The following is a 15,796-nucleotide window of genomic DNA, read 5'->3' as shown; positions in this document are numbered from 1 at the left end:
GCGTGACCGGGGTGCCGTGTGTGTCGGTTCGCCTGCTCACCGGGTCTCCTCCACCAGCAGGCCGCGCTCGGACAGGTAGGCGAGGGCGGCGGCGCGCTCCTCACCGGTGAGGCGCAGTCGCAGGCGGCCCGCGGAGACGCCGGCCACCTCCTCCAACGCCCCGCCCAGGATGTTGACGTCCACGTCGAACTTGCGGACCACCTGCGACACCACGGGCTCGTCGGCCCGCCCGGTGAAGGTGATCGTGACGCTGCCGGGATCCGGCGCAGGCAGTGGGAAGAGCTCCGCGGTGAGCTGGGATCCCGGCCTGGCGATCAACTCCGGAATCGCACCGGACTCCTCGACGAGACCGTTGCGCATGATGGCGGCCGAGTCGCAGATGGACTTGACGACGTTCATCTCGTGGGTGATCAGCAGGATGGTCAGGCCGAGCTCCTGGTTCAGGCTTTTGAGCAGGGCCAGGATCGACTGCGTGGTGCCCGGGTCGAGGGCCGAGGTGGCCTCGTCCGACAGCAGCACCGACGGGTTGCCGGCCAGCGCGCGAGCGATGCCGACCCGCTGCTTCTGCCCGCCGGACAGCTGGGCGGGGTGCGCCCTGGCCTTGTCGGCCAGCCCGACCAGCTCCAGCAGCTCGGCGACGCGCCTGGCGCGCTCGGCCTTTCCGAACCCCATGACCTCGAGCGGGAACGCCACGTTTCCGGCGACCGTACGGGAGGACAGCAGCGCGAAGTGCTGGTGGACCATCCCGATCCGCTGCCGGGCCTTGCGCAGCTCGGCCTCCCGCAGCGCGGTCAGCTCCTGCCCGGCGACGGTGACGGTGCCCTCGGTGGGCCGTTCCAGGAGGTTCACACAGCGCAGCAGCGTGCTCTTGCCGGCGCCGCTCTGTCCCAGCACGCCGAAGATCTCGCCTTCGCGGACATGGAGGTCGACGCCGTCGACGGCGACCACCTCACGGCCCCGGTCTCGATAGACCTTCCGCAGGCCTGACACATCAATCACAACTGTTCCCCAACATGAATGGATCGTCGAAAAAGACTCCGCGGGGGAACGGCTAGCGGGTGCCGGGATGGAAGGGGAGGTGGCTCAGACGGCGCAGGATGAGGCCATCCGCGGGGCAGGTCATGGTCTGTGGCCTTCGTGAGGAGAGCGGTCGAGGCGGGACTCAGCGCATGGGGCGCATGCGGCGCATGGCGCGCATGCCGGAGGCCTCACACATGCGCATGCCGCGACACGCACCCCGCCACCGCGAGGTCGTGCCGACACGATGTGCCACGCTCATATTCACGTCTGCGTCAACACGAGGCTTACTTCCCCCCATTCCCGACACATTATGTGACGTCGGTCACGCCCTCCAGGGTCGGCGCGCTCAGTCCCGCCGGTAGGGGTCGCGCAACGGGGCCACCCGTGCGGCGAACTCCTCCTTGATCACCTGCATCCGCGGGCCGGGCGCGTAGAAGCGTCCCTTCGTCTCCCCGTACGGCCTGAGCCAGCCCTTGGCCGCGAGATCACGCAGATCCCTGGCCGCCTGCCCCTGGCTGAGCGACTCGTCCAGCTGGTATCTGGTGCGGCGCAGCCGCCTGTTGACGAACACCTCGTAGAGGGCCGACACGGTCCGCGTGTTCAGCCCGTCGGCGTCGGTCAGCTCCTCCAGCAGCATCCACACCTCCCCCGCCTCCGCCAGGCGCCGCCGTACCTGCTGGGCCTGCATGTGGTGGGCGCGCAGGCAGAAACGCACCCAGTGCAGCGTGTTCCCGTTCGGGCTCCACCGGCCGCTCTGCGCTCCGGCGAGGGCATCGTAATAGTCGTAGGTGTTCCTTCCCTGCCCAAGCCATTCCTCGATCGAGGAGAACTCCGGGGTGGTGATCTGGTCCCTGCCCAGCACGAGCGTCTGCAGGGCGCGCGACATCCGGCCGTTGCCGTCCCGCCACGGGTGGATGCTCACCAGGTTGAAGTGGGCCATCGCCGCCCGCACGTAGCTCGGCGCCTCGAGATCACCCGCGTTGAGCCAGTCGACCAGCTCGCCCAGCAGTTCCGGCACCCGATCGGCGTCGGGCCCTTCGTAGACGACCTCGCCCGTGGCGGAGTTGCGGACGTAGATGCCGCCGGGCCGCACCGTGCCCGGCCCCTTGTCCACGTGGTGGCCGATCATCATGAAGTTGAGCCCGTGGAGCAGACCGGCGTCGAACCAGAACACCGGGGTCCGCGACAGGAGCCGGATGTAGGTCAGCGCCTGCTGGTATCCGGAGATCTCCCGGGCGACCGCGGCGGGGGCCTCCAGGGGATCCTCGCCGGACATGATCGACTCGATGTCCTCGACGCTGGCCCGGTAGCCCTCGATGGAGTTCGATCCCTGGACCGCCCGCGCCTGGAGCTGCCGCCGGAGCTGGCCGTCCCAGCGATGCGTCTCGGCGAGGCGGTATTTCAGGTCGCGCCGCATCTCCTCTATCTCGCCGAGCACCGTCTCGTCCATGGCCTCGAGCCGAGGCGTCTCGTACAGCATGGGATCCATGACAGCATGCACAAATCATTCAGTCAATCGACTCTATGATTTGCACATATATGTCCCATGAGTGCGTTTCGCCTGTTCAGCCAGTGAGAATTCCCGGGACGGCGAACGGCCCGCCCTCCACGATGAAGGAGGGCGGGCCTTTCGGGGACGGGTCAGACCGTGGTGCGCTCGACGACCTTGGCCGGGGTGAGCGCGATCTCGAGGACCTCGCGCACGTCGCTCACCGTGTGGACGGTGAGCTCGTTGCGGACGGCCTCGGGGACGTCGTCCAGGTCGGGCTCGTTGCGGGCCGGGATGAGCACGGTGGTGATGCCCGCCCGGTGGGCGGCCAGCAGCTTCTGCTTGACCCCGCCGATCGGGAGCACCCGGCCGGTGAGGGAGATCTCACCGGTCATGGCCACGTCGTTCCTGACCGTACGGCCCGACAGCAGCGAGGCCAGGGCGGTGGTCAGGGTGACGCCGGCGGACGGACCGTCCTTGGGAACGGCGCCGGCCGGGAAGTGGATGTGCACCGAGCGGTCCTTGAGGGACGCCACGGGCAGCTCCAGCTCCGCACCTCGCGAGCGCAGGTAGGACAGGGCGATCCTGGCCGACTCCTTCATGACGTCGCCGAGCTGGCCGGTCAGGGTCAGGCCGGTGTCACCGGTCTCCGGGTCGGCCAGGGACGCCTCCACGTAGAGGACGTCGCCGCCGGCGCCGGTGACGGCGAGGCCGGTGGCCACGCCGGGCACCGCCGTACGCTGACGCGACTCCGGAAGCGAGGACTCCGGCACGTGGCGCGGGCGGCCGAGGTAGGGGACCAGGTCACCCACCGTCACCGGCAGCTCGCCCTCGCCGAGCGCGACGTTGGCGGTCACCTTGCGCAGGATCCTGGCGATCGAGCGCTCCAGGGACCGGACTCCGGCCTCCCGGGTGTATTCGCCCGCCAGCTTGCGCAGCGCCTCCTCCTCGACGGTGACGTCCTCGGCGGTGAGGCCGGCCTTGTCGAGCTGGCGCGGGAGCAGGTGGTCGCGGGCGATGGCGACCTTCTCGTCCTCGGTGTAGCCGTCGAGCGTCACGATCTCCATGCGGTCCAGCAGCGGGCCGGGAATGGATTCCAGCACGTTGGCGGTCGCCAGGAACAGCACGTCGCTCAGGTCGAGCTCGACCTCCAGATAGTGGTCGCGGAAGGTGTGGTTCTGCGCCGGGTCGAGCACCTCCAACAGCGCGGCCGTCGGGTCGCCCCGGTAGTCGGAGCCGACCTTGTCGACCTCGTCGAGCAGCACGACCGGGTTCATCGAGCCGGCCTCGCGGATGGCGCGGACGATCCGGCCGGACTGGGCGCCGACGTAGGTGCGCCGGTGACCGCGGATCTCGGCCTCGTCGCGGACGCCGCCGAGGGCGACGCGGACGAACTTGCGGCCCATCGCGCGGGCGACGGACTCGCCCAGCGAGGTCTTGCCGACCCCGGGAGGACCGGCCAGCGCCAGCACGGCGCCGCTGCGGCGCCCGCCGACCACGCCGAGGCCCTTCTCGGCCCGGCGACCGCGGACGGCGAGGTATTCGATGATGCGGTCCTTGACGTCGTCGAGGCCGGTGTGGTCGGCGTCGAGGACGGCGCGGGCCGCGGTGATGTCGTAGGAGTCCTCGGTCCGCTCGTTCCACGGGATGTCGAGGACGGTGTCGAGCCAGGTGCGGATCCAGCCGGTCTCGGGAGACTGGTCGGAGGTCCGCTCCAGCTTGTCGACCTCCTTGAGCGCGGCCTCGCGCACCTTCTCGGGCAGGTCGGCGGCCTCGACGCGGGCGCGGTAGTCCTCCTCCTCGGTCTCCGGGGAGGTGCCGTTGAGCTCGGACAGCTCCTTGCGGACCGCGGCGAGCTGCTGGCGGAGCAGGAACTCACGCTGCTGCTTCTCCATGCCTTCCTGGACGTCCTTGCGGATCGTCTCGGCCACGTCGAGCTCGGCCAAGTGCTCGCGCGACCACTCGACCAGCATCGAAAGCCGGTCGGCGGGGTCGGCGGTCTCCAGGATCTCGGCCTTGCGCTGGGTGCTCAGCCAGGGGGCGTAGCCGGAGTTGTCGGCGAGGATCGACGGGTCGTCCATCTGGTTGACCGCGTCGACGACCTGCCACGCGCCCCGCTTCTGCAGGATGGTGGTGGCCAGCGCCTTGTACTCCTTGGCCAGTTCCTCGGCGCGCTCGCCCGCCGGGACACGCTCGACCAGGGTGGCCTGCACCCACAGGGCGGCGCCGGGACCGGTCGTGCCGGAACCCACGCGGACGCGGTCGACGCCGCGGACCACGGCCGCGGGCTCGCCGCCCGGCAGTCTGCCCACCTGCTCGACGATGGCCCGGACGCCGACGGGGCCGTATCGCCCGTCGATCCGGGGAACGAGCAGCACCTCTGGCTTGTTGTCGGAGAGAGCCTGAGCCGCGTCGATCGCGGCCCGGATCTCGTTCTCGGACAGGTCCAGCGGAACCACCATGCCCGGCAGCACGACCTCGTCGTCGAGCGGAAGAACCGGGAGGATCAAGCTCTCACTCATGCGATCTCCAAAGGTTGAGTTACATACGCTCAAGTAATGGGAGTCGCCAAATGTTCCCGGGATTGAGTGTGTTCGCTGTGAGCGATCGTAATCGTGTAATTTCCCTTCATGGCGAACCGTCTCCGCAGGGCCCGGCGTACTCCTCAGGCCCGCGGAATACGCGGGCCCGCACACCCCTCAGGCCCGCGGAATACGCGGCCCCGCCGTACCTCGCGGGCCCGCCGTACCTCGCAGGCCCGCCGTACCTCTCAGGGGTGAGACGGGTGATCCCTCCCGGGTGTGACGCGGGCCGGTCCGCGACTGCCTAGGCTTGCCGGGTGAATCTGCCCGCCGGTCTCCTACGGCTCACCCGGCCGCTGACCCTGGCGGTGGTCAGCGACCACGCCGACCCTCCGTTCCCTCGCTCCCGCCGCCTGCGGATACCGATTCCCGCGTCTTTGGGCCTGCTGCCGTTCCGGACCATCGATCTGGTCCTGCTGGCCGACCTCCTGCTCGCCTGGAGCTTGTTCAGCACCGGGCTCTCGGACCTCCTGGAGGGGCAGAGGCGGCTGGTGGCGTCTTCTTCCGGCGGCCCGGCGGATTGGTTCCCCGAGGCGTTCCTGTGGTTCGCGGCGGCGGCGTCCTCATTTCCCCTGCTGTTGCGCAACTGGTGGCCGCTGGCGGCCTGGCGGCTGGCCACGGCGAGCATGCTCCTGAGCGTCCCGATCGTGCAGACGTTGATCTCCACCCCCTACTCCGTAGCAGCGATCATCACCTACCCGCTGGTCGTCTACTCCGTCGCTGCTCGCTGCGAACGGGAGACCACCCTGGGCGTGTGGGTCCTCTCAGCTCTGGCCGGAGGGGTCCTCAACCCCTCCCATGCCCCTGATCTCCTGTGGAGCCCTGAGATCCTGGGCGGTGCGGCCCTGCTGGGCGCCGCCGCGATCCTCGGCTACAACGTGCGTGCCCGGCGGCTGGCCGCCGGCCGCCTGGCCGAGGAGGAGCGGCGCAGCGAGCGGGCCCTGGCCGGGCAGGCCGCACTGGAGGAACGGGCCAGGATCGCCCGGGAACTGCACGACGTCGTGGCCCACCACATGTCGGTGATCGCCATCCAGGCAGAGGCCGTCCCGCTGCAGGCGAGCGGGGAGCCCGGGCGCCTGGAGGAGGGGCTCAGAGAGATCCGCGCGCTGTCGCTGTCGGCCATGACCGAGATGCGCCGCGTGCTGGGCGTGCTGCGAGACGGGGACGGGCGCACGGACACCGCGCCGCAGCCGGGCCTGGGCCGCCTGGAGGAGCTCGTCGGCACCGCGCGCTCCGCCGGGCTCACCGTGACGCTCAAGCTGGTGGGCGACCTGACGGGGCTGCCCACCGCGGTGAGCCTGTCCGCCTACCGGATCGCGCAGGAGTCGCTGAGCAACGCCATGCGGCACGCGCCCGGTTCGACCGTCTCGATGAGGATCGCCCGTTCCGGCGCCGAGCTGCACATCAATGTGGCGAACGACGCCGGGCACCGCTCCCCCGCTGACCCCGGACATGGGGGACACGCCGGGCACGGCCTGATCGGGATGCGGGAACGGGCGTCCATGCTCGGTGGAAAGCTGTGGGCCGGACCGGTCGGCACGGGCTTCGCGGTCACTGCCATACTGCCGATCGTGGAGGACGTGTGACGATCCGGGTGCTCATCGCCGACGATCAGGGCATGGTGCGGACCGGGTTCACCGTGTTCCTGGACTCGCAGCCGGACATCGAGGTGGTGGGCGAGGCGGCCGACGGCCGTGAGGCCGTGGCCCGGGTGGCCGAGCTGCGGCCGGAGGTGGTGTTGATGGACGTGCGGATGCCGGTCATGGACGGGCTGGCCGCGACGCGAGAGATCCTGGGCGGCGGCGGCTTGTGCCCGAAGGTGTTGATCCTGACCACGTTCGACCTCGACGATTACGTGTATGAGGCGTTGCGGGCCGGGGCCAGCGGTTTCCTGCTCAAGGACGCCTCGGCCCGGCAGCTGGCCGAGGCGGTCCGGGTGGTCGCGGCCGGGGAGGCGCTGCTGGCGCCTTCGGTGACCAGGCGGCTGATCGCGGAGTTCGCCCGGGTCGGGCCGCGCCGCCCGCGCGGCCGGCTGGAGGACATCACCGAGCGCGAGACCGAGGTGCTCACCCTCATCGCCCAGGGCCGTTCCAACCAGGAGATCGCCGAGGAGCTCGTGCTGTCGGAGCAGACCGTCAAGACCCATGTGGGCCGGATCCTGGCGAAACTGAACCTGCGCGACCGGGCGCAGGCCATCGTCCACGCCTACGAGACCGGCCTGGTCCGACCAGGCGGGTAAGACCGCCCCACCACCGGCGGAGCCTCGGTTGCGTCCGTCCCCCGGCGGAGCCTCGGGTAAGCCCGTCCCGCCACCGGCGGAGCCTCAGGTGAGTTCATCCCACCCCTGCGGAGCCTCAGGCGAGTTCGTTCCACTGCTGGCGGAGCCCGGGTTCCAAGCCGTCCCGCCGCGATGGGAGATGGCGGGCGGGCCGCCCTCGTGGGCGCTCCGGCCTGAGATCCGGGTCCCTCACCCTCGGGAGGGACCCGCGGGGTGAGCACCACGGGACGACGCCGGCGACGGATCTTGGTCTCTAGCGTCCTTTCCGGTTCCCCGACCGGACAGGAGGCTCCATGTTCCGCCGCGCGCTCGCCGTGCTCACCACCGCCGCGCTCACCTATGTGATCGTCCCCACGCCCCCGGGCGACCGGATCGTCAGGGTCTACGGCGACCTCAGGACGGCCGAGCACGTCGCGGTCATCGTGCCGGGCTCCGACACCAGGGCCGCCACCTTCGACGGCGGCAGGGCCAAGCCGTACAGCACGCCGGGCGGCGGCGCCAAGGCGGTGCTGGCCGAGGCGCGGGCGCTGGACTTCGGCGCCGACCCGGCGGATCCGGTCTTCGGCTCCCGTCTGTTCGCGGCGGGCGCGGGCGGGCACAGCGACTACTTCCAGCCGGGCGGCGAGTCCCTGCGTAATCTCACCCTGATCGCCCTCGGCCGGACCGGCGAGGTGTCGCGTGGCTAGCGTCGTCAGCCGGATCGAGGCGGCCACCCCGGCGGACCGGGACCGGGGGGTGGACGCGTTGCGCGCGCTGGCGATCCTCGGCGTGGTGACGGGGCACTGGCTGGTCACGGCGTGGGTGCGCGGACCCGGCGGGACGATGCGCATCACCAGCCCCCTGAGCCCGCTGCCATCGCTCACACCGCTGTCGTGGGTGTTCCAGACGCTCGCGGTGTTCTTCTTCGTGGGCGGCTACGCGGCGGCGCGGAGCCTGCGGCCGGGTAGGGATCGTCCGGCCCGGGTGCGGGCCAGGTTCGATCGGCTGCTGCGGCCGGTGGGGCCGCTGGTGCTGGTCTGGACGGGGATCGCGGCGGGGATGGCGCTGCACGGCATGCCGCACGAGGCGATCAGGGCGCTGGTGCTCCCGGCGGTCGGGCCGGTGTGGTTTCTGGCGGTCTTCGCCGCACTCAACGCCGCCACCCCGCTGCTGACGCGGGTACGGCCGGGCGTCACGGCCGGCTGCGCGGTCGCCGTCGTGCTCGTGGTGGATGTGATCAGATTCGGGCAGGCCGGGCCGGAGTGGCTGAAGTGGGGAAACCTGGCGGCCGGGTGGCTGGTGCCGTACGCGCTGGGAATCGACTGGGCGAACGGCGCGCTGGCCTCCCGCCGGGCGGCGGCGGGGCTGCTGGCCGCGGGCGTGGCCGGGACCGCGGTCCTGGTCACCGTGTTCGGCTACCCGGCGAGCATGGTGGGCGTGACGGGAGCGAAGGTCTCCAACCTCAGCCCGCCCACCCTCGCCGCCGCCTTCTTCGGGATCGCCCAGGTGGGGCTGGCGCTGCTGGCTCGCGAGCCACTGGCCCGGCTGATGCGCCGTCCCCGGCTCTGGGCGGCGGTGGCGACGCTGAACCTGGGCGCGATGACGATCTTCCTGTGGCACCAGACCGCCCTGGCGGTGACCGCCCTGGCGGCGCTGCGCTTCGGTGACGTCGCGGGTCTGCTGGCCTCGCCCACCGAGCCGCGATGGCCGCTGCACCGGCTGGGCTGGTTCCCCGTGTTCGCCGCGCTGCTGGCACTCGCCGCGCTGCCCCGTTTCGTCCGGGGGCGGTTTAATGACAGGGTGTCGTCATCAACTTGACGAGGCCACCCGGCTTTTGTGACACTGTGTCATAAAAGTCACGAAGAGCCTCTTCGACGCGGAGTGATCATGAGCGAGTCGCCGTTCTCCGAAGTTCTCCGGAACGCCACCTGGGGCGACCACGAGTCGGCCGAGGACGAGAGCTACCTCAAGGCCCTGATGGCCGGACGGCTCAGCCCCGAGGCCTATGGAGCGATGGTCGCCCAGCACTACTTCGCCTACCTCGCCCTCGACGGAGCCGCCAAGGCTCTGACCGACGACCCGATCGCCGCGCCGTTCGTCTTTCCCGAGCTTTACCGCGAAGAGGCCTTGGTCCGCGACCTGGAGACCGTTTACGGCGCCGGTTGGCGGTCCAGGATCGAGCCCTCCAAGCCGACCCGGACGCTGGTCGCCCGGATCAACCAGGTCGCCACCTGGCCGGGTGGCTACATCGCCCACCACTACACCCGCTACATGGGCGACCTGTCCGGCGGGCAGTTCATCCGGATGGAACTGCAGAAGATCTACGGCTATCAGGCGGGGGGCGGCGTCGACTTCTACCTGTTCGACCAGATCGGCAGCCTTCCCCGCTTCAAGAACGAATATCGCGCCCGGCTGGACGCGCTGCCGGTGGACGACGCGGAAAAGCAGCGGATCATCCGCGAGACCAAGCTGGCCTACCTGCTCAACACCGAGGTGCTCGGCGACCTCGGCCGGGTGGTGCGGGCCGAGTCCGCCGCCTGACCTCACCGTCCCGGCGCCCCCGCGCGGCACGCCGCGCCGGAGCGCCCGCCTCGGCGCCGAGGCGGGCGGGCTCATGACCGGTTCGCGTCGCCGAGCCTGTGCGACCATGGGGGCATGCCCCGGATCTCGGCCCCGACGATCGGCGAACATCGCGCCCGGACACAGGATCGCATCCTGCAGGCTGTCTCGCGCCTCTCCCGTGACCAGGGCATCGACGCCATCTCGATGACCGACGTGGCGAACGAGGCCGGGATCACCCGCACCGTCCTCTACAACTACTTCCCCGACAAGGCCGCGCTGTTGCTGGCCTTCACCGAGCGGGTCACTCACTACTTCATCGAAAGTTACGAGCGGGAGCTGCCCGAGCGGGCCTCCCCAGCCGAGCGGCTGCGGGCCTTCATCCGGCTCCAGCTGGCCGGGCTGCTCGCCCACCCCCATCCCGGTCCCGCCGACCTGTCGGCGGCCCTGGGCCCCGACGCCTACCAACGCCTGGCCGACCACGTCGCGCCGATGCAGGACATCCTGACCGGCATCATCGAAAGCGGCGTGACCTCGGGCGACTTCCACGCCCCCGACGTGGCCGCCACAGCCCGGATCATCCTCGCCGTCATCGGTGCCGAGCGGGTGCCGCTGCTCGGCGGCGCGGTGACGCCGGAGGAGGCCGAGGAGACCGTCTGCGGATTCGTGCTCCGGGGGCTGGGCGCCTGAAGCGCGTCCCGATAGGCCGCAGACCGGCGGACGGACGGTAGGCAGACCGGCGGGACGCGGTAGGTGGAGCCCGGCGGACGGACGGTAGGCAGACCGGCGGGACGCGGTAGGTGGAGCCCGGCGGACGGACGGTAGGTGAGCCCGGCGGACGGACGGTAGGTGGAGCCCGGCGGGACGCGGTGGAGAGCGGTGGCCGCAGACCGGCGGACGGCCGATGAGCGGAGACCAGTGGCCGCAGATCGGCGGGACGCGGTGGACCTGAGAAATGTCGGTGGGGACCGATAGCTTTCGATCACCCCCGATCCGAGGAGCCATCGACATGTACCGCCAGGGAGACATCCTGATCGTGCCCGTCCGCGAGGAGGCCGTGCCCGCCTCGGTCACGACCTCGCCGTCCGCGCCGCGTGACGCCCGCGGCCGGCTGGTGCTGGCCCTGGGCGAGGCCACCGGCCACGCCCACGCGGTGGTCGGCTCCGGCACGCTGGTGCGCGGTCCGCGGCCGATGGACCCCGACTTCCTGCACGTCCCCTCCGGCGGACGCGTCGTCCACGAGGAGCACGCCGCGATCTCCCTACCCAAGGGCTGGTATCGCGTGCAGCGCCAGCGCGAATACATCCCCGGCGCCTTCCGCGTCGTCGCCGACTGACTCTCCTGTCTTTCCTCGTTCCCGTCTTCTCTCTCCCCGTCTTCCCCTTTTCCCGCCCGACCGGCTCTCCCCGCGGGCGCCACCGGAGCGAGCGGCCGTCAGCCGAGGAGTTCCGAGCCTGACATCCCCGGGGTGAAGCCCGGGATCTCCACGCTGGAGGTATTCGATGACCCTCACCACCGAACTGGCCGACGTCCTGTCCGCCGCCGCACTCCGCTGGGAGGAGGTGGCCTTCCAGCCCGGTCCCGCCGACCGGCCCGGCGCCGAGAAGGGTGTACGGCTGGCCTACCGGGCCGCCGGGCTGACCGAGCCCGAGAAGATCATCTGGGTCGACTCCCCCGCCGCGGGCGCGCGAGCCATCGCCACGCTCGGCGCCGGCAGGCCGGTGCGCGAGGCGGTACGGACCGGGCCGTGGGAGCGGGCCAGGGCCGAGGTGCACGCCTCGCTGGGTCCCACGGACTGGCCGCTGGCCTGGTCGCTGACCGGAGGGCGGCTCTGGGATCCGGTGAGCAGGCTGGTCACCCAGATTCGCCGGGGCATCGCCGCGACGGAGGAGTCGGAGATCGTGGCGGCCGCGCTGCGCGCCTCGACCCTGGACGCCGTGCTGGGACAGCAGGACGCGCCGTGGCTGTCGCTGTTCGACGCGCTGGGCAGGCCCGAGGTGGCGGGATTGGTCCAGGTCGCCCGGTCGGCGGGCTGGTGGTGGCCGTTCGAGCGGGTGGCGATCGTGTGCGAGCGCCCGGCCGAGCTGCACCTGGACGAGCTGTCACGACTGCACCGCGCCGAAGGCCCGGCGCTGCTGTTCCCCGACGGGTTCGCCGTGCACGCCTGGGGCGGCATGCCGGTCCCGGCCGGCTTCGCCGCCTCCATGGCGACGCTGACCCCCGAGCGCATCCGCGCCGAGGAGAACGCCGAGCTTCGCCGGGTCATGCTGGAGCACTTCGGCTACGACCGTTATCTCGCCGAATCCGGCGCGACCCCGCTGCACCAAGACGAGACGGGCGTCCTGTGGCGGATCGACCTGCCCGACGACGAGCCGGTGGTGATGGTCGAGGTGGTCAACTCCACCGCCGAGCCCGACGGCACCTTCCGCAAATACTGGCTGCGGGTGCCCCCGTCCACCCGCACCGCGCGCGAGGGCGTGGCGTGGACGTTCGGCATGTCCGAGGCCGACTACCACCCGGCCCTGGAGACCTGAGGGCCGGGCGGGGTCAGCCCGTGTGCGGGATGCGCTCCAGGATCCCTCCGGCGAAGACGTCGTAGAGCCCGGTGGGCTCCAGGTGGACATAGCCGATGTGGCAGTCGCACAGGGCGGCCGGGCACGCCCTGGCCGCCGGGCGGAATGTCCCGTCATAGAGGTTGCCGAGGACGGCCGGGACGAAGTGGCAGCGCCGTACGGTGCCCTCGCCGTCCACCGAGATCACGCTGTCCCCCGTACGGCAGGGCCGCCCGGCGCTGCGGTGCGGCGTGCGGCTGTAGGGGAAGAGGTGGTCGATCCGCGTCCACGCCGCCGCCTGCGCGTCGGTGTAGAGGTGGCCCTCGGCGGCGTTCACCCACAGATACACCCCGGCGGGCAGGTCGGCCCGGAGCCGCCGGGCCCGGTCCAGGTGCTCGGGCAGGCCGACCACGCCGACGCTGAAGCGGACCCCACGCCCGGCCAGGTCGCGGCACCTGTCCAGGAAGCGTTCGTAGGCGACCTGACCGGGGTGGTAGGTCACCCACAGCGCGAGCGTGTCCAGGTCGGCCTCGGCCAGCCAGTCGGGACGGCAGCTGAAGTTGGTCTGGATGGCGACCCGCCGGACGTGCGGAAGATGGCTGAGCTCGACCATCGCCCGCCGGTACCACGACCGGACGAGCCCCTCACCCCATGGGGTGAACAGCACCGAGACCGGGTGGTCCCGCCCGGCCACCCACGCGGTGAAGCGCTCCAGCGCCGCCCGGTCCCGGCGCAGCCGCCCGGTGTCGTCGCGGCGCTTGGCGAACGGACAGTAGGGGCAGTCGTAGTCGCAGCTCGCCAGCGGGCCCCGGTAGAGAATGGTCAGGTGGCCGAAGGCCGGCTCCACCGTAGACGTAGATAGGAGGGGCAGGCCGCGACCTTCCGGGGGGAGGACGGGCAGACCGCGACCTTCCCCGGGCAGGAGGCCTTCCCCGGGCAGGAGGGGCAGGTCACGATCCGTCGCGCGTTCGGTCATCGTTCCTCGTACCCCGCCATCAGCTCGCGGACCCGGCCGGAGAACAACGCCGGGCCGATCGCGTCGGAGCGTGCCAGCCCCTCGGCGGTGAGCCGCAGCCGCCCGGCACCGCCCACCTCGCTTCCGGACGTCCCACGGGCCGGACCAGGAGGGCGGACCGGCTCCAGCCAGCCGCGGACGGTCAGGCGTTCCAGCTCCTCGCCGAAGTCGGCCGTCACCTCGGCGCCGAAGCGCTCGCGGTAGGCGACCGGGTCGAGCCCCTCGGCCTGCAGCAGCGACTGGATGAGATGGCGCCGCCGTCGTTCGTCCTCGTCCAGGTGGAATCCCACGTTGGCGACCGCGAACTCGCCGGGTGCGAGCCGTACGTAGTCGTCGATGATCGCGCGCACCTGGCGGGCGCCCACCGCGTACTCGTAGGAGTAGTGGAGACGGGAGGTGTAGGACCTGGCCCCGCAGCCGAGGCCGACCATTCCGTCGCTCTGGCAGCAGTAGCCGGTCGCGCCGGAAGACCCCGGCAGCCGGAACATCCGCATCGACACCTGCTCGTATCCGGCGGCCAGCAGGTGGTCGCGTCCCTGCCGGTAGAGGCCGAGCCGGTGGTCGTCCCAGTCGCGCGCGCGGCGGCCGAGACCGGTGAGCGGACGGACGTAGAGCGGATAGAGGTAGATCTCCTCGGGCTCCCAGCCGAGCGCGGCGTCCAGCGAGTGGCGCCACGATTGCTCGGTCTGCCCGTCGATCCCGTAGATCAGATCGATGTTGAGCGTCTCGAACCCGGCCTCCCTGATCCGGCCGAGCGCCGCCTCGACCTCCCGCCGCCGCTGCGGCCGGACCGCCGCGCGGGCCTCGGCGTCGATGAAGCTCTGCACGCCGATCGAGACCCGGGTCGTGCCCCGTTCGGCCAGGACGGCGAGCCGGTCGGCCGTCGCGGTCGCCGGTGAGGTCTCCATCGACAGCGGCACGGCCCGCAGGTCGGCACCCATGATCCGCTCGGTGAGGTCGAACATCCGGGTGAGCTCTGCCGCGCTCAGATAGGTCGGTGTGCCGCCACCGATGGCCGCGGTCACGAACCGGGGGCCGTCCAGGGCGTCCCGTACGGCCCGCGCCTGGTGTTCCAGAGCGTCCAGGTAGGCGGCGACGAGTTCCTCGGGGGCGCCGGTTCGGGTGAACAGGTTGCAGAACCCGCAGCGCATCTCGCAGAACGGGATGTGCAGGTAGAGGAAGAGGCTCTCCAACGGCTCGGCCGCCCACACCTCCCGCAGCGGCGGACGCGGTTCCAGCGGCCGGTAGGCCGACTTGTGCGGGTAGGCGTAGACGTATCCCTGGTACGGGCTCGCGTCGATCGAGCCGTCGAAACCCGATCGCGCCGCGGAGCCGCCCGGCCCGGGGTCCGCCGCCCGCGGCGCCCGCGTCCGCGCCCGGCCGGAATCCGAAGCCGCCTGGGTCACCGAAGCCGCCGGAGTCGCCGGAGTCGCCGAAGCCTCCGGGGTTACCGAAGTCACCGAAGCCGCCGGGGTCGCCGGAGTCACTGCCATCGTCCCCGCTCCATCCTGAACTCTCCGTAGGGCACGGTCCAGACGACCTCGTGGCCGATCCGGTGCCCGGTGTACCCGCCCTCACCGTAGGCGGTGCCGTGGTCGGAACAGATGATCGCGAACCCTGGCCGCCGGGCGCTCATCAGGGTGAAGAGCCGGCCGATGTGCCGATCCACGTACTCCAGCGCCGCCGCGTGGCTGTCACGGCCGTCCCCGTGCTCGCGGGTGGCCCCCGGCAGGTGGAACCAGTTGGGCTGATGCAGCGCCGACACGTTGACGAACAGGAACACCGGCCCGTCCGTCCTGGCCACCGCCCGCTCGGCGCATTCGATCTGCGCCTCGAACGACGTCGGCGAGGTCACCCCGAACGCGGGATCCCAGTGGCTCTCGGCGAACAGTCCCGGCAGTGCGGACCCCAGCGGGGTGAGCTTGTTGAAGAACCCCACTCCCCCGACGCAAACGGTGTGGTAGCCCGCCTTCGCCAGTCCGCCGGGCAGGTCGGGCGCGTCGAACATCCAGGTGTGGGCGGCGGTGGTCTCGCTGCCGGGGAACGCCGCCGCGAACAGACGGGGATGCGGCCCGGGGACGTCGGGAGTCGGCAGGAACCCGGCGAGGATCGCGGCGTGCGCGGCGTAGGTGAAACTTCCCGGGCTGTGCCGCCGCTCCCAGCGTCCACCCGGCAGCGCCCTCGCCAGGGTGGGCAGCCGCCCGGCGGCGATCAGCTCGGCGGCCACGTCGTAGCGGAGCGTGTCGAGCGTCACCAGCAGGAGGTCGTGGCTTCCCACGATCGCGTTCATGTCCGGCAGCGTCCCCGCCGTCCTCACCGTCC

The 15,796-nt window shown here is 71.4% G+C and carries 14 protein-coding genes; 8 read left to right on the top strand and 6 right to left on the bottom strand.

Annotation, left to right across the window (positions count from 1 at the left end; translation table 11 throughout):
• Positions 1 to 36 precede the first annotated feature (36 nt).
• The 3 genes from ACQPYK_RS16980 to lon all read right to left on the bottom strand — a co-directional run bounded on the left by ACQPYK_RS16980 (position 37) and on the right by lon (position 5,031).
• The gene (locus ACQPYK_RS16980) at positions 37 to 999 is read right to left on the bottom strand and encodes a methionine ABC transporter ATP-binding protein (RefSeq protein WP_433256284.1); all 963 of its coding nucleotides are present in this window, start codon (positions 997 to 999) and stop codon (positions 37 to 39) included.
• A 367-nt stretch (positions 1,000 to 1,366) separates the two neighbouring features.
• Positions 1,367 to 2,509, bottom strand: a complete 1,143-nt coding sequence (locus ACQPYK_RS16975) for a Fic family protein (protein WP_433256283.1) — start codon at positions 2,507 to 2,509, stop codon at positions 1,367 to 1,369.
• A 152-nt stretch (positions 2,510 to 2,661) separates the two neighbouring features.
• Complete coding sequence (gene lon, locus ACQPYK_RS16970) at positions 2,662 to 5,031, bottom strand: endopeptidase La (RefSeq protein ID WP_433256281.1); 2,370 nt, start codon at positions 5,029 to 5,031, stop codon at positions 2,662 to 2,664.
• Between the two features lie 317 nt (positions 5,032 to 5,348).
• Here lon and ACQPYK_RS16965 point away from each other — a divergent pair, with 317 nt between their 5' ends.
• The 8 genes from ACQPYK_RS16965 (at position 5,349) to ACQPYK_RS16930 (ending at position 12,441) form a co-directional block, all read left to right on the top strand.
• A complete protein-coding gene (locus ACQPYK_RS16965; RefSeq protein WP_433256279.1) occupies positions 5,349 to 6,677 on the top strand; it encodes a sensor histidine kinase in 1,329 nt (442 codons plus the stop codon).
• A complete protein-coding gene (locus tag ACQPYK_RS16960; RefSeq protein WP_433256278.1) occupies positions 6,674 to 7,330 on the top strand; it encodes a response regulator in 657 nt (218 codons plus the stop codon). Before ACQPYK_RS16965 ends, ACQPYK_RS16960 begins: the two co-directional genes overlap by 4 nt.
• A gap of 332 nt (positions 7,331 to 7,662) precedes the next feature.
• Positions 7,663 to 8,055: an alpha/beta hydrolase gene (locus tag ACQPYK_RS16955; RefSeq protein ID WP_433256276.1), complete on the top strand. Its 393-nt coding sequence runs from the start codon at positions 7,663 to 7,665 to the stop codon at positions 8,053 to 8,055.
• Positions 8,048 to 9,166: an acyltransferase family protein gene (locus tag ACQPYK_RS16950; RefSeq protein WP_433256274.1), complete on the top strand. Its 1,119-nt coding sequence runs from the start codon at positions 8,048 to 8,050 to the stop codon at positions 9,164 to 9,166. The genes ACQPYK_RS16955 and ACQPYK_RS16950 overlap by 8 nt, the downstream gene beginning before the upstream one ends.
• A 69-nt stretch (positions 9,167 to 9,235) precedes the next feature.
• Entirely contained in the window at positions 9,236 to 9,889 is a 654-nt protein-coding gene (locus tag ACQPYK_RS16945; protein WP_433256272.1) for a heme oxygenase (biliverdin-producing), read from the top strand.
• Positions 9,890 to 10,003: 114 nt separating this feature from the next.
• Positions 10,004 to 10,597: a TetR/AcrR family transcriptional regulator gene (locus tag ACQPYK_RS16940; protein ID WP_433256271.1), complete on the top strand. Its 594-nt coding sequence runs from the start codon at positions 10,004 to 10,006 to the stop codon at positions 10,595 to 10,597.
• A 319-nt stretch (positions 10,598 to 10,916) separates the two neighbouring features.
• On the top strand, positions 10,917 to 11,243 hold the full coding sequence (locus ACQPYK_RS16935) for a hypothetical protein (protein WP_433256269.1): 327 nt from the start codon (positions 10,917 to 10,919) through the stop codon (positions 11,241 to 11,243).
• Between the two features lie 166 nt (positions 11,244 to 11,409).
• Positions 11,410 to 12,441, top strand: a complete 1,032-nt coding sequence (locus ACQPYK_RS16930; protein ID WP_433256267.1) for a DUF6745 domain-containing protein — start codon at positions 11,410 to 11,412, stop codon at positions 12,439 to 12,441.
• A 13-nt stretch (positions 12,442 to 12,454) separates the two neighbouring features.
• Here the strand turns inward: ACQPYK_RS16930 and ACQPYK_RS16925 are convergent, their stop codons facing one another.
• The 3 genes from ACQPYK_RS16925 to ACQPYK_RS16915 form a co-directional block, all read right to left on the bottom strand.
• Complete coding sequence (locus ACQPYK_RS16925) at positions 12,455 to 13,306, bottom strand: STM4011 family radical SAM protein (protein WP_433256265.1); 852 nt, start codon at positions 13,304 to 13,306, stop codon at positions 12,455 to 12,457.
• A 125-nt stretch (positions 13,307 to 13,431) separates the two neighbouring features.
• Positions 13,432 to 14,967 (bottom strand): STM4012 family radical SAM protein, encoded by a 1,536-nt coding sequence (locus ACQPYK_RS16920; RefSeq protein ID WP_433256263.1) that lies wholly within the window; start codon positions 14,965 to 14,967, stop codon positions 13,432 to 13,434.
• Entirely contained in the window at positions 14,958 to 15,764 is an 807-nt protein-coding gene (locus ACQPYK_RS16915) for an STM4013/SEN3800 family hydrolase (protein ID WP_433258822.1), read from the bottom strand. Before ACQPYK_RS16915 ends, ACQPYK_RS16920 begins: the two co-directional genes overlap by 10 nt.
• Positions 15,765 to 15,796: the final 32 nt, after the last annotated feature.

This window comes from Streptosporangium sp. CA-135522, from assembly GCF_050949235.1.
Lineage (GTDB): Bacteria > Actinomycetota > Actinomycetes > Streptosporangiales > Streptosporangiaceae > Streptosporangium.
This window is presented reverse-complemented; position numbering and strand designations above follow the sequence as displayed.

Excerpts from the sequence above, each read along its gene's own strand:
- ACQPYK_RS16975 (WP_433256283.1), bottom strand. The coding sequence starts at position 2,509 with ATGGATCCCATGCTGTACGAGACGCCTCGGCTCGAGGCCATGGACGAG.
- ACQPYK_RS16955 (WP_433256276.1), top strand. The coding sequence starts at position 7,663 with ATGTTCCGCCGCGCGCTCGCCGTGCTCACCACCGCCGCGCTCACCTAT.
- ACQPYK_RS16915 (WP_433258822.1), bottom strand. The coding sequence starts at position 15,764 with ATGAACGCGATCGTGGGAAGCCACGACCTCCTGCTGGTGACGCTCGAC.
- ACQPYK_RS16945 (WP_433256272.1), top strand. The coding sequence starts at position 9,236 with ATGAGCGAGTCGCCGTTCTCCGAAGTTCTCCGGAACGCCACCTGGGGC.
- ACQPYK_RS16935 (WP_433256269.1), top strand. The coding sequence starts at position 10,917 with ATGTACCGCCAGGGAGACATCCTGATCGTGCCCGTCCGCGAGGAGGCC.
- lon (WP_433256281.1), bottom strand. The coding sequence starts at position 5,031 with ATGAGTGAGAGCTTGATCCTCCCGGTTCTTCCGCTCGACGACGAGGTC.
- ACQPYK_RS16920 (WP_433256263.1), bottom strand. The coding sequence starts at position 14,967 with ATGGCAGTGACTCCGGCGACCCCGGCGGCTTCGGTGACTTCGGTAACC.
- ACQPYK_RS16930 (WP_433256267.1), top strand. The coding sequence starts at position 11,410 with ATGACCCTCACCACCGAACTGGCCGACGTCCTGTCCGCCGCCGCACTC.
- ACQPYK_RS16940 (WP_433256271.1), top strand. The coding sequence starts at position 10,004 with ATGCCCCGGATCTCGGCCCCGACGATCGGCGAACATCGCGCCCGGACA.